Origin of the sequence: Salmonella sp. JXY0409-18, assembly GCF_020268625.1 — a bacterium.
Lineage (GTDB): Bacteria > Pseudomonadota > Gammaproteobacteria > Enterobacterales > Enterobacteriaceae > Salmonella > Salmonella enterica.
Window position 1 is genome coordinate 2,885,882 of the sequence record NZ_CP084216.1, and the last position, 21,612, is coordinate 2,907,493.

Consider the following 21,612-nt stretch of genomic DNA (forward strand, 5'->3'; position numbering starts at 1 on the left):
GCCTATTCGTTGTCATGATTGACCCCTTTACTGACGTTACGTATTGCTTCGCTGATGCTATTGAAAGTTACCCGATAAACCACCTTGTCTAATTTTGCCTTACACGCACTGTAATAATCAAAATTAGTCATTAAAAGATTTAAAGTGATTATTTGTGATTTGATTTGCAAAAATAGGGTAATATATAACCATGATCGATCGGAGTTTTTTATCGATCGATCATGGTTATTATTATTTATGGATAATTAGATAGTTAATATAGATATTGTATGTCTGGCTTTTGGCGCTACAGCCTGCAAAGCAATGTTAACACTTCATAATGTGCGGTATGCGGGAACATATCGAAAAGCTGAACACGTTGAATACGGTAGTTCGGCAGATGACGAATATCCTGCGCCATCGTCTGCGCGTTACAGCTTGAATAAATAATAAAACGCGGCGCCATTTGTGCAAGGTAATCGCACAACGGCTTGCCAATGCCGCGGCGGGGAGGATTCACCAACACCAGGTCGGGCGTTTCGCCTTGTGCGGTGGCGAATTGGGTGGAATCCAACGCCTGGAAATGAAGGCGGGTCAATCCCAGCTCGGCAGCGGATTGCTTCGCGCAGGCAATCGCCTCCGGCGCGATCTCAATACCGGTTAATTGCATCTGCGGCGTCGCGCAGTGCAGGCCGAATCCGCCCACTCCGCAAAAAAGATCCCACATATGGCGTACCGGCAGTTGTCCTACCCAGTCGCGCGCCGTCGCATATAATCGGCTGGCGACCGTAGGGTTGGTCTGAAAGAAACTTTGCGGACGAATCCACAGCGGCACATCGTTAAAACGTTCCGCCAGCGCCTGCTGATCCGTCAGGTAGATTTCCGTCTCCCCTTCCATAATCGCCATATGTACCGGCTGAATATTTGCGGTGATCACCCTGAGCTGCGGCAGTTGCGCACGCAGCCACGGTAACGCCGCGCGCAGTTGCGTAAGTTTGGTTTCTGAACGCAACACGAAGCGTAGCATCATGCCGCCATCAAACTGACTTTCCGTCAGCAACAGGTATTTCAGTTCGCCGCGTTTTCGCGCCACGTTATAAGGCGTGAGTCCGGCACGGGCAATAAAAGGTTTTAGCGCGCTGAATACGGGGGCAAAGGAGGCGGGATACAGTGGGCAGCCGCAAAGATCGACCGGCGTACCGTCGCGATGCAGCATCCCGAAGAGCGGTTTTTCTACACTACCGCTCACGACCATTTTCGCTTTGTTGCGGAAATGCTGTTCCGGGCCGCCAATCGGCGCGCACCACTGTTCAACAGGCAGCCCGGCCAGCAAACGATGTAAATCGGCTGTTTTTGCGGAAAGTTGTTCGTTAACCGACTGCGTAATCCATTGACAGGAACGGCAGCGACCCGCGTCATAGAGTGCGCACTGCATACCAAAAAACCTTCATATTATCCGGGGCGACGATTATACACATTATTGCAGCCGGAAGAACCGACGGCTGGGAGCGGGAATAAACAGCAGAAACAGAATTAAAAGATCGGGGAGTTTTTGCATGACCAGGGAATGCAGGATATCACGCTTCGATTCTCCCGCGATGCTAAACAACTCCGGATACCCGTAGCCTAACGACGCCGCCCACAGATATCCGCTCACAATAATTTGTGTCGCCAGGTACACCCAGCGCGCCCAGCTACGGCCTTTCACCAGCGAAAACGCACAATAAATTTCAATAAAGACCAGCACTAAGCTTGCCAGAAAGACCAGGGTTAAGCTCCACGTCTGCACACTGCGATGAATAAACTCGCCCATCCCGCGTATGCCGAGGGTATTCATAATCATCAGCACATCGAGACCGCGAATCAAAATAATCGCCATAGCCGCAACCTGCACCAGCGTAGGCACATTTAAACGGGCATGTGATGAGGTTGATTGCTTTATAAATCCCAATGAATGTCTTCCCTGAAAATGATGCCGCGACCCGCGCGGCAACGCATTGCCATAGTGGAAGATTTTAGTGGCTTCAGCCGCGTCTTGCACGCTGGATATCGCGAATCCGCTGTTTTTCCGCTCGCGCCATCAGGTACCAGGCAATAAATCCGACGATTCCTACCACGCCGAGGATTAACGTCGCCAGCGCGTTGATTTCCGGATTCACGCCCATGCGCACGCTGGAGAAAACCAGCATCGGTAGCGTGGTGGCGCCGGGACCGGAAACGAAGCTGGCAATCACCAGATCGTCAAGGGAAAGCGTAAAGGCCAACAGCCAGCCCGAGATCACCGCTGGCATGATCATCGGTAACGTAATGACAAAAAAGACCTTCAACGGCGCCGCGCCAAGATCCATCGCCGCCTCTTCAATCGAACGATCCAGTTCGCGTAATCGCGAAGCGATCACCACTGCCACATAGGCGGTACAGAAAGTGACGTGCGCCAACCAGATGGTCAGCATTCCGCGATCGGAGGGCCAGCCGATAGCATGACCGAGCGCGACAAACAGCAGCAGCAGCGACAGCCCGGTAATCACATCCGGCATCACCAGCGGCGCGGTGATCATAAACGCAAAGCCGTTTGCGCCGCGAAACCGTCCAAATCGCACCATCACCACCGCGGCGATAGTACCGAGCACCACCGCCATCGTCGCCGCGCAGGCGGCAATTGTCAGGCTTAGTCCCACTGCGCTCATCATGGCGGTATCCCGAAAGAGCTCGCCATACCAACGCGTCGACCATCCCGCCCACACCGTCACCAGCTTCGAACTGTTAAACGAGTAAATCACCAACATTAACATCGGCGCATAGAGAAAAGTAAACCCCAGCACCAGAATCAGAATGCGCCAGGGCGAGCGAGCGACCGGTAAGTTATTCATCCGTGCTCCCCCACACTTTTTTGCTGATGTTTATGGAACCACATGATCGGTACTATCAGCAGCAGCAACATAATAATGGCGACCGCAGAAGCCACCGGCCAGTCGCGGTTATTGAAAAACTCCTGCCACAGAACGCGACCAATCATGATACTGTCCGGCCCGCCAAGCAGTTCCGGGATCACGAACTCGCCCACCGCCGGGATAAAAACCAGCATCGAGCCGGCGATGATTCCGCCTTTGGTGAGCGGTACAATGATGCTAAAAAACGTTTTCAGCGGTCGGGCGCCGAGATCCAGCGACGCTTCCACCAGCGAATAATCAATGCGCGTCAATGCGGTATAAATGGGCAGAACCATAAACGGCAGATAAGCATAAACAATGCCGATATAGACGGCCAGGTTAGTGTGCAGGATCGTCAGCGGCTGATCGATAACCCCTAGCCACAGCAACACATTGTTCAGCACGCCGTTGTTTTTCAAAATGCCCATCCAGGCATAGACGCGTATTAAAAAAGACGTCCACGAGGGCAGGATCACCAACAGCAGCAGGATATTGCGCGTGGAGGGCTTGCTGTGCGCCACCGCCCACGCTAGCGGGTAGCCCAACAGCAGGCAGCAGATTGTGGAAATACCGGCAATTTGTAACGATTGCAGATAGGCTTCGAAATAAAGCGGATCGTCGGTCAGTTGCAAAAAATTGCCGAGGTTGAGCGTAATCGACAACTGACCGTCAGCCCATTCCAGCAGATCGGTATACGGCGGGATCGCCCTCGCCATTTCCGCCAGGCTTATCTTAAAGACGATAAGAAACGGCAGTAAAAACAGCAGAATGAGCCAGATATAAGGCAAAGCAATAACCAGCTTACGCCCATGTTTCATTTGCATTCGCGCCAACCATAGCGCCGCGCCGCCAGGTTTACTGATGCGTGCCGGAGGTTCAAGTGTGCTCATGTTTCCCCCTTATACCGTCAGGACCACGCAGCTATCCGCTTCCCAGCACAAACGCACTTCATCGCCCCAGGTCGGTAACCCTTTCCGGTAACGGTGCGCATTCTGCAGTTGAGCGCTGATCATCTGCCCGCTTTTTAGCCGCACATGATAAATAGACAGATCGCCGAGGTACGCAATATGCGCCACTTCGCCGACGGCGAAATTATAGCCATCGGCAGGCGGCGACTCACACAGCATGATTTTTTCCGGACGTAGCGCCACATATACCGGCACATTATCAACGACAGAGGCATCTGCATCGACTTTTAACGGATGAACCAAACCGGGCGCGTCAATGACCAGACCGTCCTCTTCACGCGCTTTCAGTAAGCCCTCAAAAACATTTACCGATCCGATAAATTCGGCGCTGTAGCGGGTCGTCGGATGCTCGTAAATCTCCTCCGGTTCGCCAATTTGCACAAATTTTCCACGGTTCATGATGGCAATGCGCCCCGCCATCGTCATCGCTTCTTCCTGATCGTGTGTCACCATGACGCAGGTCACGCCGACGCGCTCAAGGATATCCACCACTTCAAGCTGCATCCGGTCGCGTAATTTTTTATCCAGCGCGCCCATCGGTTCATCCAACAAGAGCAGCTTAGGACGTTTCGCCAGGCTGCGAGCCAGGGCCACGCGCTGACGCTGACCGCCGGAAAGCTGATGCGGCTTACGTTTCGCAAACTCCTGCATGTGCACCAGACCCAGCATCTCATTGACGCGGCTGGTAATCTCCGCCTTCGGCAGTTTGTCCTGCTTCAGACCAAAAGCGATGTTCTGCTCTACCGTCATATGCGGAAACAACGCATAGGACTGAAACATCATATTAATTGGACGCTGATACGGCGGAACATGCGCCAGATCGACGCCGTCGAGCATAATTTGCCCGCTGCTCGGCGGTTCAAAACCTGCCAGCATCCGTAGCAGAGTCGATTTTCCACAACCTGACGCGCCCAGCAGGGCAAAAATCTCGCCTTTATAGATAGTCAGACTGACATCATCGACAGCATGTTGCCCGTCGAATGACTTCGTCAGGTTGCGAATTTCCAGAAGCGGCGTCAGCGCTTTACGGGTTTTCACCTGCGGGCGGTGGGGGACATCATTCACAAGGCGCTCTCCGGCATAACACAATCAAACGATACAAACGGTGGAATGCCCGATAGCGCACGCTTATCAGGCCATACCGTTAATAAATTACTTACCGCTTTTCACCTTCGTCCATGCGCGGGTGCGGACGCGATCAATCTTCGGCTCCTGCACTTTCAGGGTAAACAACTTGGCCCGCACATCCGCCGGCGGATAAATTCCCGGGTTATCGCGCACCTGCTGGCTGACCAGCGCCGTCGCCTCTTTATTCGCATTGGCGTAGAAAACGTGATCGGAAATATGGGCAATCACATCAGGGCGCAACAGATAATTAAGGAACTGGTAGGCCTCGTCTTTATTTTTGGCGTCAGCCGGCATGGCAAACACATCAAAAAATGCCATTGCCCCCTCTTTGGGGATCGAGAAAGAGATATTGACGCCATTTTTCGCCTCTTTCGCCCGGTTAGCGGCCTGCCAGACATCGCCCGCCCAGCCGATGGCCACACAGCTATCGCCATTAGCCAGATCGTTAATGTATTGCGAGGAGTGGAAATAGCGAATGTTTGGCCGTAGCTTCAACAACAGATCGGTTGCCGGGCCGGTGTAGTCATCCGCTTTGCTGCTATTCGGATCTTTACCCAGATAGTTCAGCACGGTAGCAAAAATTTCTTCAGGCGCATCAAGGAAAGAGACGCCGCAGCTTTTTAGCTTCTCCAGATTTTCTGGCTTGAGGACTAAATCCCAGCTATTCACTGGAGCATCATCCCCCAGCACCGCTTTCACTTTATCAACGTTATAGCCAATGCCCGTCGTGGCCCACATGTAGGGCATGGCGTATTTGTTGTCAGGATCGTGCTTCGCTACCAGTTTCAGCAGTTCAGGATCGAGGTTTTTCCAGCCGGGAAGTTTGCTTTTATCCAGCGGCTGAAAAACGCCTGCGGTGAGCTGGCGCTCAAGAAAACTGGCCGATGGCACCACCAGATCGAACCCGGTGCTGCCTGCCATTAACTTGCCTTCCAGCACTTCGTTAGAGTCAAAGACATCATAGATAACGTTAATCCCGGTCTCTTTTTCAAAGTTCGCCACCGTGTCCGGCGCGATATAATCTGACCAGTTATAAATGTGCAGCGTTTTTTGTTCGGCAGCGAGCGTGCCGACAGAGACGACCATCAGAGCACCCGCAACCAGACCCGATAGCCATTTTTTCTTTAAGGCGGTCATCATCGCTTTCCTTCTGAAATCCGTTAACAAATGAACCCATTAGGCGTGGTTTAAAACATGCCTGAAATGTGCATACCTTTTCATTTGATACAAATGAAGAAGAGAGGTCGCCCTCCCTGCCATCAAGCTCGCTATAGAAGCTTCGCAAGAATAACTTTAGCTAAGGTTTGAGGCTATAGCCCAGATTAAAAAACGCCTTTTATCAATTTTTTATGCAGGTTTTGTCTATGTGATAAAGCGAAATGGTCAGAAAGGAGGTGAATAATTCTTTAAATAAAGGTTAACGGCAGCATAAAAAAACGTAAACAGCAGCCGCGCTGGCAGCGACTGCCTGATTATCGGGAGGGATCAGTGAAGAAAATGGTCAACCGCGCTGGTTTTTTGCGCGTCTTCTTCCGCGTTAAACAGAAGCTGATGCGCCCCGGCCTCAAGGATCACCATAGAAATCTGCTCTTCACTTTGGCGAACAAACCATTCGAACTGTTCGTAGGTGACGCCTTGCATAACGGATAAAGACTGGCACACAACCAGTTTTGGCAGATTATCATCCTGCATATCGAGAAAGGCTTTTACCGTCAACGAACTGGCGTTAATAGCAGAGAGATCGGCCGCCAGCGGCAGCAACGCGGAAGGCCTGACCTCCGCCATCGCGGAAAAAAGAATGGTGTTGTCCACCAAATCGATTTTAGCATCGTAGACGCCGTCAAAATTCTGCATATGCGGCAAATGCAGCGCCTGGCAGGTATCACATTCGAAGAAATTCATGCCCAGGTCGTCGAGCCATTGACGCAACGTATCCAGAGTGGGAACGACCAGTGATATCATAATAATGTGCTACCTCTTACGATGACGATGAAAAATTACCGGCACAGCTTACGCAAAAAGCGTGCTTCGTACTACGGCGGAATCCACGATTGCGATTAGCCGCCGATTTTAAGGCAAAATTCAGGCGTAGCGTGACGTTCTATCCACTGAATCATTCGCCCCGCGATATCCACGCCCGTAGTCTTTTCGATACCTTCCAGTCCCGGCGAGGCATTCACCTCCATCACCAGCGGCCCGCGCGCGGCGCGTAAAATATCGACACCCGCCACATCCAGCCCCAGCGTCTGTGCGGCTTTGATGGCGATATCCCGTTCACGGGGCGTGATCGTCGCGATGCTGGCCACCCCGCCACGATGAAGATTGGAGCGAAAATCACCGGCTTTCGCGCACCGCTCAATCGCCGCCACAACCTCATTGCCGACGACCAGACAACGAATATCGCATCCTTTAGCTTCGGCAATGTATTCCTGAACCAAAATATGGGCATTCAGCCCCCGAAACGCATCAATAACGCTTTCAGCAGCCTGACGCGTCTCCGCCAATACCACGCCGATCCCTTGCGTGCCTTCTACCAGCTTCACGACCAGCGGCGCCCCGCCAACCATCTTAATAAGATCGCTGGTGTCATCCGGCGAATGGGCGATCCCGGTAATGGGAAGATCGATCCCCTGGCGCGCCAGAAGTTGTAGCGATCGCAGCTTATCGCGCGCGCGGGTAATGGCGACGGATTCATTCAGCGGATAGCTACCCAGTAGCTCAAACTGACGTAGCGCAGCGGTACCATAAAAGGTAATGGCCGAACCAATACGGGGAATAACGGCGTCATAATGGGGCAGACGACGCCCCTTGTAATGGATCGACGACGCAGCCGGATTAATATTCATATAGCAGGAAAGAGGATCGAGTATCTCGACCAGATGGCCGCGCCGCATCGCCGCTTCACGCAGACGTTTGCAAGAATAGAGCGTTCCATCCCTGGACAATATGGCAATTTTCACCCTGCACCTCGCTGAAAACCCTGAAAAGCCCGCGTATCATACACTGGCCCGCAGGTTTTAGCGCGTCGCCCAGCCCTGTTTATGCAAATATTCAAGGATAAATGGGCGATTTTCTTTAATCAGGGTGCGACGGATATGATCGCTCCAGATATCGCGTCGCGTATTACTGCCGCGGGTCAGATAATACTCAGCCAACTGCTCGTCATAGCGCGCCAGCAGCTTTTCATCAAGCGGTTGATACTGGTTCTCATGAACCACAAGCTCGGCAGGCAGGCGCGGTTTCAGATCCGGATTATCCGCAGGCCATCCCAAACACAGACCAAAGAGCGGCAATACATGCTTCGGCAATTTTAATAGTTCGGTAACAGACTCAATATTGTTACGGATGCCGCCGATATACACGCCGCCTAATCCCAGTGATTCCGCCGCCGTCAGCGCATTTTGCCCCATCATCGCCGTATCGACGACACCGAGCAGCAGTTGTTCGGCAAGCCCCAGCTGCGCGTCAGGGCAGAGCTGCAAATGACGATTAAAATCGGCGCAAAATACCCAGAACTCAGCGGCCTGCGCCACATGTTTTTGCCCGCCCGTCAGGGGCACTAACGCCTCGCGCAGCGCCCTATCGGTAATACGGATAATAGAGCTGCACTGTAAAAAACTGGAACTGGACGTACTGCGCGCGGCGGCAATAATGGCTTCTCGCTGCGCGTCAGCCACGGGTTCATCGGTGAAATGGCGAATAGAACGATGGCCACAAAGAAGTTCAATGGTCGGACTCATTATGCTTTTCTCTATCTGAACGGGAAGAAATGTCGGGTGGACGTTTCATCAACTGCGGCGCCAGTAACTGCGCAATACGCCACATCATCGCCACCGCGGCGGGGAGGATCAACACGACGCCCAGGAAAACCATCAACACGCCAGCCAGCGGCGTATTGAACGGCGCGGGCAGCGTAAGGTAATGATTAAGCGATAGCAGAGCAAGCGCCAGCAAAATCATACCGAGGTATTCCAGTATCAGTACGCTTTTGGGTAACACGCCAATCGTGCGCATATCAAGCCTCCCGGTTAACTGACGCACAGTGTAGAACGTTCTGGTCCGGCGTGCTTAACAGATATAGCCCTGGGTTATCAAAGGAACAGGCGTAACCTGCTTTTCATCTGCCGTAAATCGCGGCATGATAACACCTGTTCGCCGTCTGGCTTTATGTTCGAGGAGAGATATGTTTACTGTTATTTTTGGCCGCCCAGGGTGCCCTTATTGCGTGCGTGCAAAAGAGTTGGCGGAAAAACTGAGCAAAGAACGCGACGATTTCAACTACCGCTATATTGATATCCATGCTGAAGGCATTACTAAAGCGGATTTGGAAAAAACCGTAGGTAAACCTGTAGAAACCGTACCGCAGATTTTTGTCGATCAAAAACATATCGGCGGCTGTACGGATTTTGAAGCATGGGCAAAAGAAAATCTGAATCTTTTCGCCTGATTGCTCTGGCAACGCCCTCTACCGGAGGGCGCTATCGGCGTTTTTTTCGCCGGTGGCTAAACAGGCTGCTAATAAACAAATAACAGAGCGCGCCTAACGCACACCAGAATACGGCGCTAAATAACCACGCCAGTTCTTGCCAAAACGATCGGGTAGGCATAAATACCACGCGCATTAACACCAGGCAAAACGGCGCCGCCAGCATCGCCCCGATCAGCGGTCGGATCACCTCGCGTCGGTGAGAACAAAAACTGGCCACCGCGCCAGGTAACGTAAAAAATAACAGTCCAATCTCAGGATGCCCTGCCGCGCGAAAAGCGCCTTGTACATGCATAGTTAATGAAAGACACACCACAATAAAGAGTACAAAGCAGCAGACAACGCTTGCCCACCCGTGTTTATGTTTCAATCGTTCCTCCTGACACTCTCTATCGAACACGCTTTCCGCCGTGAGGCATCCAGTCAGATAAAGTCATGTGGCATTCCATGCCAAAAACACACCTGCACGATTCTTATAGCCGTTAGTACGCAATAAGATTAAACTAGCAGGATATATTGTTGTGTTGTTTTTATTTGGATGCTGTATGCAATACGATTGCACCCTTAATTCATGATAAAAACAGTAGCGTAAATTACCATTTCTTTCAACAGCTTACTCGTAAACAAGAAGTTAGTCTCCGTGAATATAAACGTCGCAGATTTGTTAAATGGGAATTACATCCTGTTATTATTTGTGGTCCTGGCTCTTGGCCTGTGTCTTGGCAAGTTACGTCTGGGTTCAGTCCAACTTGGTAATTCCATTGGCGTTTTAGTGGTCTCTCTATTATTAGGGCAGCAACACTTTAGTATTAACACCGACGCGCTAAATCTGGGATTTATGCTGTTTATTTTTTGTGTCGGCGTCGAGGCTGGCCCCAACTTTTTTTCGATTTTTTTTCGCGACGGTAAAAATTATCTGATGCTTGCCCTGGTCATGGTCGGTAGCGCTCTGCTAATCGCCTTAGGCCTTGGTAAGCTATTCGGCTGGGATATCGGCCTGACGGCCGGTATGTTGGCCGGCTCAATGACTTCCACGCCCGTGCTGGTTGGCGCAGGCGATACCCTGCGACATTCCGGCATCGCCAGCACGCAACTCTCCTCCGCTCTTGATAATCTGAGCCTGGGTTATGCCCTGACCTATCTGATTGGGCTAGTCAGTCTGATCGTGGGCGCGCGCTACTTGCCTAAACTACAGCATCAGGATTTGCAAACCAGCGCCCAGCAAATTGCTCGCGAGCGCGGTCTGGATACCGATGCTAATCGCAAAGTTTATTTGCCGGTTATCCGCGCCTATCGGGTTGGCCCGGAGTTGGTGGCCTGGACTGACGGCAAAAACCTGCGCGAGCTGGGTATTTACCGCCAGACAGGTTGCTATATCGAACGTATTCGTCGTAACGGTATTCTGGCGAACCCGGATGGCGATGCGGTGCTGCAAATGGGCGATGAGATTGCGCTGGTCGGCTATCCGGACGCGCACGCCAGGCTCGATCCCAGCTTCCGTAATGGTAAGGAAGTGTTTGATCGCGATCTGCTTGATATGCGCATCGTAACGGAAGAAATTGTGGTGAAAAACCACAATGCGGTCGGTCGCCGCCTCGCTCAGCTCAAGCTGACCGATCATGGCTGCTTCCTTAACCGCGTCATCCGCAGCCAGATCGAAATGCCTATCGACGATAACGTAGTGCTGAATAAAGGCGACGTGTTACAGGTGAGCGGCGACGCCAGACGCGTAAAAACCATCGCCGATCGCATTGGTTTTATTTCGATCCATAGCCAGGTGACGGACCTGCTCGCCTTCTGCGCTTTTTTTATCATCGGGTTAATGATCGGGATGATTACCTTCCAGTTCAGCAATTTTAGTTTCGGCATCGGCAACGCGGCCGGATTGCTGTTCGCCGGGATCATGCTCGGTTTCCTGCGCGCTAACCATCCTACCTTTGGTTATATTCCGCAGGGCGCGCTTAACATGGTGAAAGAATTCGGCTTGATGGTATTTATGGCAGGCGTTGGTTTAAGCGCCGGCAGCGGTATCAGCAACGGTCTGGGCGCGGTCGGCGGACAAATGCTGATCGCCGGGCTTGTCGTCAGCCTGGTACCGGTGGTGATCTGCTTCTTGTTTGGCGCTTATGTGCTGCGCATGAACCGGGCGCTGCTGTTCGGCGCCATGATGGGCGCGCGTACCTGCGCCCCGGCGATGGAAATCATTAGCGATACGGCGCGCAGCAATATTCCAGCGCTGGGTTATGCGGGGACTTACGCCATCGCCAACGTTCTGCTAACGCTGGCGGGGACGCTTATTGTCATCATCTGGCCGGGGTTAGGATAAAACTGAAGTTTGCCTTTAAGTGAAAAAATTTTGCCAATAGGTCGAACTTTTCGTTAAAGCATCAGTCATACCTATTGCCACTGCTTTTCTTTGATGTCCCCATTTTGTGGAGCCCATCAACCCCGCCATTTCGGTTCAAGGTTGGTGGGTTTTTTGTTGCCCGACGCAGAGTGTCACGACAATGACTCTCCGGCGATTCGCTTTACCATCTGTAAAATCGCTTCACGCGCCAGCGGCGTTCGATCCGTTACAAAATGCAGCGTCATCCCCTCGATAAACGCATCCAGCGCGCGGGCGGTCTGCGCGTCAAACCACTGCGCCAGCGTATTCTGGCTACGCTGCATCCAGTTTTGCATGACTATTTTTAACGCTGGCTTATCGCTGGCATAGGCATATAACTGATACATTAACGCCATATTATCCGGCGTCGTAACCTGCGAGCCGTAAATCATTTCCGTTATCGCCTGGCACGCCCCCTCCGCATCCGTCACCTGCGCAAAAAAATCCTGGTATTGACGCGACATGTTCTCGGTGAAAAGTGTAAAAGCTTCACTCAATAACGCATCCATACCGGCAAAATAGTAGGTCATCGAGCCAAGCGGCACCTGAGCGATAGCGGCGATTTTCCGGTGCGTCACGGCATGAACGCCATAGGTCTTTACCGCTTCCAGTGTGGCCTGAATTATTTTTTCCCGTCGCTTAGGATCATTGGCGCGTCTTACGGCATTTTCTTTCATGATGAGTTCCACATCTCATTCAGGATGCAGGCTATAGTAGCCTGCCGCTTACGCTGAAAAAATAGACAGTAAAAACTGTCTGCACAACGAAGTATGACGACGATATGTACAAATGTACACAAGCTTGCTAATGTTTACCTCTCGCTTCTATTTTCTGGCCTGACGCTATGACCGTCCTCTCCTCACGTAACGCCTTAAAACGCCGTACCTGGGCGCTGTTTATGTTCTTCTTTTTACCCGGACTGCTGATGGCCTCCTGGGCAACCCGAACGCCTGCTATTCGGGATATTCTTTCCGTCTCTACCGCGGAAATGGGGGCGGTCTTATTCGGGCTTTCTATCGGTTCAATGAGCGGTATTCTTTGTTCCGCCTGGCTGGTGAAACGATTTGGCACCCGAAAGGTTATTCGCACGACGATGACCTGCGCAGTAACCGGGATGGTTATTCTTAGCGTCGCGCTGTGGTGCGCCTCGCCGCTGATTTTTGCCCTTGGATTAGCCGTTTTCGGCGCCAGTTTTGGCGCCGCCGAAGTGGCGATTAATGTCGAAGGCGCGGCGGTCGAACGCGAGCTGAATAAAACCGTTCTGCCGATGATGCATGGTTTCTACAGTTTCGGCACGCTGGCGGGCGCTGGTGTCGGCATGGCGTTAACCGCATTAAGCGTCCCGGCTAACATCCATATCATCCTCGCGGCTGCCGTGGCGATCGCGCCCATTTTTATCGCCATTCGGGCGATCCCTGACGGTACGGGTAAAAACGCATCGGAAGATGCTCACCTTCAGGAAAAAGGATTACCTTTTTATCGGGACATCCAGCTTTTGCTTATTGGCGTGGTGGTGCTGGCAATGGCATTCGCCGAAGGCTCTGCGAATGACTGGCTGCCGCTACTGATGGTAGACGGACACGGTTTTAACCCAACCTCCGGCTCTCTGATCTACGCCGGTTTCACGCTAGGTATGACCGTTGGCCGCTTTACCGGCGGCTGGTTTATTGACCGCTATAGCCGGGTGACGGTTGTTCGCGCCAGCGCGTTGATGGGAGCGCTGGGCATTGGTCTGATTATTTTTGTCGATAGCGACTGGGTTGCCGGCGTCTCGGTCATTCTTTGGGGCTTAGGCGCTTCGCTCGGCTTCCCGCTGACCATTTCCGCCGCCAGCGATACCGGTCCCGACGCGCCGACGCGCGTGAGCGTTGTCGCCACGACCGGCTATCTGGCGTTTTTGGTCGGGCCGCCGCTGTTGGGCTATCTGGGAGAGCACTATGGATTACGCAGCGCCATGATGGTTGTGCTGGCGCTGGTTATTCTGGCGGCGCTGGTGGCGAAGGCCGTCGCCAAACCTGTATCGACTCCGCAACCGGTGATGGAGCATAACGCATGAGTATCAAATTAATCGCCGTCGACATGGACGGCACTTTTCTGAGCGATCAAAAAACCTATAACCGTGACCGGTTTATGGCGCAGTACCAACACATGAAGCGGCAAGGCATTCGCTTTGTCGTGGCCAGCGGCAACCAGTATTACCAGTTAATCTCCTTCTTTCCGGAAATTGCGCACGAAATCGCTTTTGTCGCGGAAAACGGCGGCTGGGTGGTCAGCGAAGGAGAGGATATTTTTAACGGCGAGCTGACAAAAGCCGACTTCCAGACGGTTGTCGAACACCTGCTCACACGCGCCGATGTGGAGATTATCGCCTGTGGAAAAAACAGCGCCTACACGCTGAAACGGTATAACGATGCGTTAAAAGCCGTTGCGGCAATGTATTATCATCGTCTGGAGTTTGTGGATAATTTTAATAATATCAACGATGTCTTTTTCAAATTCGGCCTTAATATTACCGATGAACGGATACCGGAAGTACAGGCGGCGCTGCACGACGCCATTGGCGATATCATGGTCCCTGTTCATACCGGCTATGGCAGTATTGATTTAATAATTCCCGGCGTGCATAAAGCCAACGGCCTGCGTCTGTTACAGCAGCGCTGGGGCATTCATGATAGTGAAGTGGTGGTCTTCGGCGACGGCGGCAACGATATTGAGATGCTGCGTCAGGCCGGGTTTAGTTTTGCCATGTCGCACGCCAGCGAAGCGGTCGCGGCGGCGGCGAAATACCGCGCCGGATCGAACAACCAGGAAGGCGTGCTGGATATTATCGACAGCGTATTAAACAACGAGCCGCCGTTCAACGTCTAGCGGATACCTCTCTATGCCTGATAACAGAAAGCTTATCAGGCGTAGCCGCTCTCTCAGACTGTTTGCAAATTCCCCGTCCGCTTATCTTTTAAGAAGACCAGCATCAGCAGTAGCCAAAGAATACCGTTTGCCAGATTAAACAGGCTAAATAGCCCATTGCCGCCGCTTAACCAGGCATGTTTACTTACTTCAATGCCAACGGTAAAAATCAGCATTTGTAGCATTCCCATCGCCGCCGAGACCGTTCCTTTACTCATATCGCTGGAAAAGAGCGTCAAACGCACCAGTCCGGCATTCGCCAGCCCAATGCCAAAAGCGTATACGCTTAATCCCGCCGTCATCCATAAATAAGCATGGGATGAAACCACCGTCGCCGCCGCGGCGATGATCAGCCCCGCGACGATAGGCCAGCCGCCCATCACGATCAGCGAGCGAACCGTACGTCGGGAGGTTAAACGCGCCAACACCAGATTACCGGCAATGAGCGCGCCAAAAACGGGCACCTGTAGCAGACCATATTCATAGCTGCTGAGCTGTTCGCCGCTAATGATGATAATTGGCGACTGCGCAATCCAGGCCAACAGCGGCAGGCTGACAAATCCCAGCGCTAACGCCCCTGCGACGAACCGCCGGTTTTTTATCACCAGCCGATAATCCCGGCCCAGCGCCTTAAATGACAACGTTTCGCCCCGCCGCGTGGCGGTCTCCGGCATTGCGCGCTGTAGCCCGAAAAAGGCGATAGCGGCCAGTGCGGCAAATAAAATAAACATCCCCTCCCACGGCAGAACATGCACCCATGCCGCCCCAACCAGTGGTCCCAGTAGCGGCGCGATTAACGCCACGTTCGCCATCAGCGCGGTAATTTTTATACACACCGCCTCCTCAAAGGATTCCTGAATCGCGGCATACCCTACAGCGCCGATAAAACACAGGCTAATCCCTTGCAAAAAACGCAGGAAGGTAAATTGTTCGATGTTTTTCGCCAGTAACGTCGCCAGGCAGGTGACAATAAACCACACGACGCCCGCCAGCATCACAGGACGACGGCCAATCCGGTCAGACAACGGGCCAAGCAGCCACTGTAAGAACATACCGCCCGCCAGATAAGCGGTCATGGACGTCGGAACCCAGTCCAGGCCCGCCTGATACTGCTCAACCACCGCCAGCATACCCGGCTGGATCATGTCGTTGCCAATATAAGTAGAAAATTCGTACAGCACCAGACAGAGAGGAAAAAGCAACGCCTGACGTCCCAGCCTGCCGCCTGATTGTAAACGATTCTGCATACCATCTCTTCGCCAATAAAAACCGCGCAGAGTGTAATGAAAGTCGGGGAACTGAGATAGCGAATTATGAGGCTGCAAGGGAAATAGCGCACATTTTTACAGAAAGCCGCTTAGCGCTTGCGTACTTTAAGGTTAATTTAAGTTTGCGCCGTTATCATCGACATTATTTTATGCCATTGTCTTAAATCTCTTCATGTTGCCGCCAAATAAGACAATACTGCTTTTCCTCCCTGTTACGCTGCATTTATGCTCAGTTTGCACGGGGATGAGCTGGCTATCCCTTTTGATTTCATTGCTCCGAGCCTGGATGTTATGCTGGAAAACCTTAACAACTCGCTGTTTAATTTTATTAACGCCACGCCTGATTCCGCGCAGTGGACAATTTCGCTCGCTATCTTTATCGCCAAAGATCTTATCAACATCGTCCCGCTCTTAGCCGTTGTACTCTGGCTGTGGGGTCCCCGCGATCGGGTCTGCGCCCAGCGTCAGCTGATTGTTAAAATCGGCATCGCGCTGATTATCAGTCTGGCGGTCTCCTGGACAATGGGACACCTTTTCCCGCACGACCGTCCGTTTGTCGATCATATCGGCTATAACTTCCTGCATCATGCCGCCGATGACTCGTTCCCCAGCGATCACGGTACGGTGATTTTTACCTTTGCGCTGGCGTTTTTGTTCTGGCACCGCCTCTGGTCAGGCATCGTGATGATGGCGATAGCCATTACCATCGCCTGGTCGCGCGTCTATCTCGGCGTACACTGGCCGTTAGATATGATTGGCGCGCTGCTGGTAGCGATGCTTGGCTGCCTGAGCGCGCAATTGATCTGGCAATGGTACGGCGTGCCGCTCTACCAGGCACTGCAACGTTGTTACCGTTTCTGTTTCGCGTTGCCCATTCGAAAAGGCTGGGTACGTGACTAAACAGCGAAAAAAAGAGTAATATTAAGCGCTCTGTATGGTGCGGAGCGCTTATTTAACTCTCCAGGGGAACTATGGAAACGCGACGCGACGAGCGTATTGGTCAATTGCTGCAGGCCTTAAAACGCAGCGATAAACTTCATCTTAAAGAAGCCGCGACCCTGTTGGGCGTCTCTGAAATGACCATTCGTCGCGACCTGAACCATAAAAGCGCGCCTGTCGTGTTGCTGGGCGGCTATATCGTACTGGAGCCCCGCAGCGCCAGTCATTATCTGTTAAGCGATCAAAAATCTCGTCTGGTGGAAGAAAAACGCCGAGCCGCTCAGTTGGCTGCGGGCCTGGTACAAGCGCATCAGACGGTATTTATTGACTGTGGCACCACCACGCCGTGGATCATTGAAGCCATTGATAATGACCTTCCCTTTACGGCGGTGTGCTATTCACTTAATACCTTTCTGGCGCTGCAGGACAAACCACATTGCCGCGCCATTCTCAGCGGCGGGGAGTTTCACGCCAGCAACGCCATTTTCAAACCGCTTGATTTCCATGAAACGTTAAACAATATTTGTCCGGATATCGCGTTTTATTCCGCCGCCGGCGTTCATACCAGTAAAGGCGCTACCTGCTTTAATCTGGAAGAGCTGCCGGTAAAACATTGGGCAATGACAATGGCACAGTGCCATGTACTGGTGGTGGATCACAGTAAATTCGGCAAGGTACGTCCGGCGCGGATGGGGGAACTATCACGCTTTGATACGATTATCAGCGACCGCCGTCCCGATGAGGCCTTTGTGGCCTACGCTAAAGCGCAACAAATTACTCTGATGTATTAACCGCCCGTTGCCGGATGCGACGCGCACCCGGCAACGGGGTTATTTTACGAGAACCAACTGCCAAACCACTGATGGAGTTTCATCAGCACAAAATCCCACATCCGGCTGAAAAATCCCCCCTCCTCGACGTTTTCCATCACCATTAACGGGCGTTGCTCAATGGATTTTCCGTTAAGCTGGAAATCGATGGTGCCGACAACCTGCCCTTTCTTCAACGGCGCCGTGAGCTGTGGTTCGTTCAACGTAAAGCTGGCCTTCAGGTTTTTAAGCTGCCCACGCGGAATCGTCACAGACCCCGCATCGCCCGCCCCCAAATTGACCTCACGCTTATCGCCAAACCAGACCCGTTGCGTCACGAATGTCGCGTCAGGTTTAATCGGCGTGACCGTTTCAAAGAAGCGGAAACCCCAGGTCAACAGTTTTTCTGACTCATTAAAACGAATACGGTCCGTTTTCGCCCCCAGCACGACAGAGATCAGGCGCATATCGCCCTGGGTGGCGGAGGCGACAAGGTTATACCCAGCCCCTGCCGTTGTCCCCGTTTTCATGCCGTCGACATGCAGATTGGTGCTCCACAACAGGCGGTTGCGGTTCGGTTGACGAATATTATTAAAAGTAAATTCTTTCTCTTTATGAATGGCGTATTCGTCAGGCACATCGTGAATCAAGGCCTTGCCGAGCAACGCCATATCGCGAGCGGTACTGAACTGCCCTGGCGCATCAAGACCGTGTACCGTCTGGAAGGTTGTATTCGTTAACCCCAGTCGTTTCGCATAGGCGTTCATCAGGCCGATAAAGGACTCCTGGCTTCCGGCGACGTAGTCGGCAAGCGCGATACAGGCATCATTACCTGACTGAATGATGATGCCTTTATTAAGATCCGCAACCGACACCTGATCGCCTGGCTTCAGAAACATCACCGACGACCCACGTAGCGCCGGGTTCCCCGTCGCCCAGGCATCTTTGCCCACCGTCACCATATCGGTCAGCTTGATTTTCCCTGCCTTCAGCGCCTGGCCCACCACGTAGCTGGTCATAATTTTTGTCAAACTGGCAGGGTCGAGTTTCTCATCGGCGTTGCCTTCCGCCAGTACTTTACCGCTGGCGTAATCCATTAAGATCCAGGCTCGCGCATCAACGCCCGGCGGCGCGATCGTTTGTTCCTCTGCCTTTACAGGCGAAGCGAAAAGGAATAAGAGAACCGAACCTGCCGCGAGGCTACGAAGGGAAGAAGCGTATTGCGTCATAGTACCACCCGAGTATCCATTCCAAAAACACACGTCACACCACCGTGTAATAAGTGCGGTGAGTAATAACGCACTCACGACGTTAAAGAAACCGTAACTTGGTAAAGTTTTTAAAGTTTATGCAATAACATCCCGTTACGCTTCCTTCATAACGATTTTTTTACAGACCATTGTGTAAATGTTAGGTTTATCTCACGGTAGGCCGATTACTGTCATCATCCTGATAAAACAGAAGGGGTTAATATGATTACGCTGTGGGGCCGGAACAACTCGACTAATGTTAAAAAAGTGTTGTGGACGCTTGAAGAGCTGGAACTGCCATACGATCAAATTCTGGCAGGCGGAAAATACGGCGTTAACCAGGATGCCGACTATCTGGCGATGAATCCTAATGGGCTGGTGCCGCTGCTTAAAGATGATGAAACCGACCTGTTATTATGGGAATCCAATGCCATTGTCCGCTATCTGGCGGCGCAATACGGCCAGAACCGGCTATGGGTTGATAATCCGGCGCGGCGTGCGGAGGGCGAAAAATGGATGGACTGGGCGAATCAAACGTTAAGCCCGGCGCACCGCGTGATCCTGATGGGACTGGTCAGAACCCCGCCGGAAAAACGCGACCAGGCGGCAATTGAAGCCGGTATCGAAAAGTGTGACAGCCTGTTTGCGCTGCTTGATGATGCGCTGGCCCACCAGCCGTGGTTCTCCGGGGATAACTTTGGCACCGGCGATATCGCTATTGCGCCTTTCGTCTATAACCTGCTGAACGTGGGTCTGAAATGGACGCCGCGCCCGAATCTGGAACGCTGGTATCAACAGCTTACCGAGCGCCCTGCTTTTCGCAAAGTGGTGATGATCCCGGTGACCTAACGCGTGGCTGCAGGACTTACCTTGAGTAACTGCCCGTCGGACTCATCGGTTAACACATATAAGTAGCCGTCAGGTCCGACACGCACATCCCGAATACGCTGCTTTCTGTCACCCAGAATACGGCCTTCTTCCGTCACCGTATTGCCATCGACGCGCATCACAATGACCTCTTTATCTTTTAGCGCGCCGATAAACAGTTTGTGCCGCCACGGCGCAAAAACGTCGCTGGCATAAAAAGCCATCCCGCTGATCGCCGGAGAATCCTTCCAGTAGTAAACCGGTTGCTCCGTTCCTTCGACAATTTCACCTTTGGCTTCCGGCACTTTTAGACCACTATAGTTGACGCCCCATGTGGCCAGCGGCCAGCCATAATTTTTGCCTTTTTCCGGGATGTTAATTTCATCGCCGCCGCGCGGACCGTGTTCATGCAGCCATAGCGCGCCGCTCCAGGGATTGATGGCCAGCCCCTGCGGATTACGAATACCGGCATTGTACATGGCAAGATCAACAACCTGCCCTTTCATGCCGGGCTGACAGGCGCGGTATTCATAGTCGACCTGAAAGCTGCGGCAACATGCCTGACAGCGGTAATGCTGGTGCCCTGCACTCCCCGGACCATACTTTTTAACGGATGCCGTTTGCGCGCAAAACGGGCATTTCACATCGACTTTAGCCATCATAAATCCTGCGATAAAAGTCGGTATTCGAAACGATAATCAACGATTGAATACATGATCGTTTTCTGGGGATTTCACTGCATGTCATGATGGTTTACTCCTGCGATGAATAAGAGAACGGCGTTTAACCGTAAAATCAACATGCAGCGGGTCGAGAATAAAGATTATTAACGGAGTGATACCGACTTGAATCCGCCGAGTACTTTTTAGAGTATGTTCCATTCTTCGCGCCGGAATCCCTGAGTAATAGCCTGTCTGATCTAAAATGGAGATCAGAAAAATATGACACAAGCTGTTGCATAACATGGATAAAATGGGTAGTCATGCTAGCGAGATAAGACAATGAATGTATTCATTACTGATGCTGGTCGCTTATCGTGGTTACAGTGTGATCCTTTTTGCTCCGCTGGTAGCACTTGGCGCAGTTCTGTTCACCCGTCCAGTGACGGTCGCCCCGGTTTTCAGTGATATATTTATGGATAAGTTGATCGGTTTTGTAAAACTTTATTTTCCTGTCTTTCTGCTGGGTGCAGTATTTGGCAAGCTGATTGAATTTGCTGGTTTTTACTACTCAATTGTCAGTGCTGTGACCTGTATGGTGGGCCAGAACAAAGCCATGCCGATGATTATTCTTGTATGCGCTTTATTGACCTATGGAGGCGTATCATTGTTTGTGGTGGCGTTTGCCAATCTGTTCTTTACTTGGCTGATTCCACATATTTACGGTGATCAGTTTATGATAAATCTGCCGGGGCTGAAAAAACCGCTGTAAACGGGTTAACCTGATAACCACGGGGAGCAGGTATTAGCATCTACGTTACAACGGTTCCGACAATATGTCTGACCTGACCCCCTGTCAGCGGTCACCAGCGTCCTACCAGATCCGCCCCGGATCATGGTAGGGCGGTGACACCGTCAGCCTACATTTTGTAGTTATCTCGACATGACAGGAATTCGGATAGGCCGAAATACTCAGTCTGACTGAGTCTATAAAAAAGCAGCACACTGTATTATACGTTAATTATGAGCCACAACG

The 21,612-nt window shown here is 52.1% G+C and carries 23 protein-coding genes and 1 pseudogene; 8 read left to right on the forward strand and 16 right to left on the reverse strand.

What is annotated here, in order from left to right:
• Nucleotides 1–286: 286 nt before the first annotated feature.
• The 10 genes from rlmC to LDB27_RS14035 all read right to left on the reverse strand — a co-directional run bounded on the left by rlmC (nucleotide 287) and on the right by LDB27_RS14035 (nucleotide 9,019).
• On the reverse strand, nucleotides 287–1,414 hold the full coding sequence (gene rlmC, locus LDB27_RS13990) for a 23S rRNA (uracil(747)-C(5))-methyltransferase RlmC (RefSeq protein ID WP_001623325.1): 1,128 nt from the start codon (nucleotides 1,412–1,414) through the stop codon (nucleotides 287–289).
• Between the two features lie 42 nt (nucleotides 1,415–1,456).
• On the reverse strand, nucleotides 1,457–1,930 hold the full coding sequence (locus tag LDB27_RS13995) for a YbjO family protein (protein WP_001668047.1): 474 nt from the start codon (nucleotides 1,928–1,930) through the stop codon (nucleotides 1,457–1,459).
• A gap of 73 nt (nucleotides 1,931–2,003) precedes the next feature.
• The gene (gene potI, locus LDB27_RS14000) at nucleotides 2,004–2,849 is read right to left on the reverse strand and encodes a putrescine ABC transporter permease PotI (RefSeq protein WP_001528847.1); all 846 of its coding nucleotides are present in this window, start codon (nucleotides 2,847–2,849) and stop codon (nucleotides 2,004–2,006) included.
• Nucleotides 2,846–3,799, reverse strand: a complete 954-nt coding sequence (potH, locus tag LDB27_RS14005; RefSeq protein WP_000105453.1) for a putrescine ABC transporter permease PotH — start codon at nucleotides 3,797–3,799, stop codon at nucleotides 2,846–2,848. The genes potI and potH overlap by 4 nt, the downstream gene beginning before the upstream one ends.
• Before the next feature lie 9 nt (nucleotides 3,800–3,808).
• Complete coding sequence (gene potG / locus LDB27_RS14010) at nucleotides 3,809–4,942, reverse strand: putrescine ABC transporter ATP-binding subunit PotG (RefSeq protein ID WP_001000698.1); 1,134 nt, start codon at nucleotides 4,940–4,942, stop codon at nucleotides 3,809–3,811.
• An 87-nt stretch (nucleotides 4,943–5,029) separates the two neighbouring features.
• Nucleotides 5,030–6,142 carry a spermidine/putrescine ABC transporter substrate-binding protein PotF gene (gene potF, locus LDB27_RS14015; RefSeq protein WP_225519949.1) on the reverse strand — a complete coding sequence of 371 codons (1,113 nt, stop codon included), beginning with the start codon at nucleotides 6,140–6,142 and terminating at the stop codon, nucleotides 5,030–5,032.
• 348 nt (nucleotides 6,143–6,490) lie between these two features.
• Entirely contained in the window at nucleotides 6,491–6,967 is a 477-nt protein-coding gene (locus LDB27_RS14020) for a YbjN domain-containing protein (RefSeq protein ID WP_000624810.1), read from the reverse strand.
• 95 nt (nucleotides 6,968–7,062) lie between these two features.
• On the reverse strand, nucleotides 7,063–7,965 hold the full coding sequence (gene rimK / locus LDB27_RS14025; RefSeq protein WP_000684366.1) for a 30S ribosomal protein S6--L-glutamate ligase: 903 nt from the start codon (nucleotides 7,963–7,965) through the stop codon (nucleotides 7,063–7,065).
• 57 nt (nucleotides 7,966–8,022) lie between these two features.
• Complete coding sequence (nfsA, locus tag LDB27_RS14030) at nucleotides 8,023–8,745, reverse strand: nitroreductase NfsA (RefSeq protein WP_225519853.1); 723 nt, start codon at nucleotides 8,743–8,745, stop codon at nucleotides 8,023–8,025.
• Nucleotides 8,729–9,019, reverse strand: coding sequence for a YbjC family protein (locus LDB27_RS14035; RefSeq protein ID WP_001259137.1), 291 nt, complete (start codon nucleotides 9,017–9,019; stop codon nucleotides 8,729–8,731). The genes nfsA and LDB27_RS14035 overlap by 17 nt, the downstream gene beginning before the upstream one ends.
• 169 nt (nucleotides 9,020–9,188) lie before the next feature.
• Between LDB27_RS14035 and LDB27_RS14040 the strand changes: the two genes are divergently transcribed.
• Nucleotides 9,189–9,452, forward strand: coding sequence for a GrxA family glutaredoxin (locus tag LDB27_RS14040; RefSeq protein ID WP_000495513.1), 264 nt, complete (start codon nucleotides 9,189–9,191; stop codon nucleotides 9,450–9,452).
• Nucleotides 9,453–9,483: 31 nt separating this feature from the next.
• On the opposite strand, the gene LDB27_RS14045 is transcribed toward LDB27_RS14040, so the two are convergent.
• Nucleotides 9,484–9,861 carry an inner membrane protein YbjM gene (locus LDB27_RS14045; protein WP_000680850.1) on the reverse strand — a complete coding sequence of 126 codons (378 nt, stop codon included), beginning with the start codon at nucleotides 9,859–9,861 and terminating at the stop codon, nucleotides 9,484–9,486.
• A gap of 270 nt (nucleotides 9,862–10,131) precedes the next feature.
• Here LDB27_RS14045 and LDB27_RS14050 point away from each other — a divergent pair, with 270 nt between their 5' ends.
• A complete protein-coding gene (locus LDB27_RS14050) occupies nucleotides 10,132–11,817 on the forward strand; it encodes an aspartate:alanine antiporter (protein WP_001024853.1) in 1,686 nt (561 codons plus the stop codon).
• Between the two features lie 173 nt (nucleotides 11,818–11,990).
• Here LDB27_RS14050 and LDB27_RS14055 read toward each other — a convergent pair whose 3' ends face one another.
• Nucleotides 11,991–12,554, reverse strand: a complete 564-nt coding sequence (locus LDB27_RS14055; RefSeq protein WP_023197650.1) for a TetR/AcrR family transcriptional regulator — start codon at nucleotides 12,552–12,554, stop codon at nucleotides 11,991–11,993.
• Between the two features lie 167 nt (nucleotides 12,555–12,721).
• On the opposite strand from LDB27_RS14055, the gene LDB27_RS14060 reads away from it, so the two are divergent.
• Entirely contained in the window at nucleotides 12,722–13,933 is a 1,212-nt protein-coding gene (locus LDB27_RS14060; RefSeq protein WP_000217429.1) for an MFS transporter, read from the forward strand.
• A complete protein-coding gene (locus tag LDB27_RS14065; RefSeq protein WP_000023542.1) occupies nucleotides 13,930–14,745 on the forward strand; it encodes a Cof-type HAD-IIB family hydrolase in 816 nt (271 codons plus the stop codon). Before LDB27_RS14060 ends, LDB27_RS14065 begins: the two co-directional genes overlap by 4 nt.
• 53 nt (nucleotides 14,746–14,798) lie before the next feature.
• On the opposite strand, the gene LDB27_RS14070 is transcribed toward LDB27_RS14065, so the two are convergent.
• Nucleotides 14,799–16,031, reverse strand: coding sequence for an MFS transporter (locus tag LDB27_RS14070; protein WP_001181284.1), 1,233 nt, complete (start codon nucleotides 16,029–16,031; stop codon nucleotides 14,799–14,801).
• A 312-nt stretch (nucleotides 16,032–16,343) separates the two neighbouring features.
• Between LDB27_RS14070 and ybjG the strand changes: the two genes are divergently transcribed.
• The gene (ybjG, locus tag LDB27_RS14075; RefSeq protein WP_023230852.1) at nucleotides 16,344–16,952 is read left to right on the forward strand and encodes an undecaprenyl-diphosphate phosphatase; all 609 of its coding nucleotides are present in this window, start codon (nucleotides 16,344–16,346) and stop codon (nucleotides 16,950–16,952) included.
• Between the two features lie 71 nt (nucleotides 16,953–17,023).
• Nucleotides 17,024–17,782: a DNA-binding transcriptional repressor DeoR gene (gene deoR, locus LDB27_RS14080; RefSeq protein ID WP_000450103.1), complete on the forward strand. Its 759-nt coding sequence runs from the start codon at nucleotides 17,024–17,026 to the stop codon at nucleotides 17,780–17,782.
• 44 nt (nucleotides 17,783–17,826) lie between these two features.
• Here deoR and dacC read toward each other — a convergent pair whose 3' ends face one another.
• Entirely contained in the window at nucleotides 17,827–19,029 is a 1,203-nt protein-coding gene (gene dacC, locus LDB27_RS14085; RefSeq protein WP_000195712.1) for a serine-type D-Ala-D-Ala carboxypeptidase, read from the reverse strand.
• Between the two features lie 243 nt (nucleotides 19,030–19,272).
• Here dacC and LDB27_RS14090 point away from each other — a divergent pair, with 243 nt between their 5' ends.
• Nucleotides 19,273–19,899, forward strand: coding sequence for a glutathione S-transferase family protein (locus LDB27_RS14090; protein WP_000631916.1), 627 nt, complete (start codon nucleotides 19,273–19,275; stop codon nucleotides 19,897–19,899).
• Here the strand turns inward: LDB27_RS14090 and LDB27_RS14095 are convergent.
• Nucleotides 19,896–20,423: a PQQ-dependent sugar dehydrogenase gene (locus tag LDB27_RS14095; RefSeq protein ID WP_369700138.1), complete on the reverse strand. Its 528-nt coding sequence runs from the start codon at nucleotides 20,421–20,423 to the stop codon at nucleotides 19,896–19,898. The genes LDB27_RS14090 and LDB27_RS14095 overlap by 4 nt on opposite strands.
• Nucleotides 20,424–20,483: 60 nt before the next feature.
• Nucleotides 20,484–20,579, reverse strand: a pseudogene (locus LDB27_RS23955) (IS1 family transposase); the annotation flags it as partial.
• Between the two features lie 343 nt (nucleotides 20,580–20,922).
• Here LDB27_RS23955 and LDB27_RS14105 point away from each other — a divergent pair.
• Nucleotides 20,923–21,348 (forward strand): GntP family permease, encoded by a 426-nt coding sequence (locus LDB27_RS14105; protein WP_000287110.1) that lies wholly within the window; start codon nucleotides 20,923–20,925, stop codon nucleotides 21,346–21,348.
• Nucleotides 21,349–21,612 lie beyond the last annotated feature (264 nt).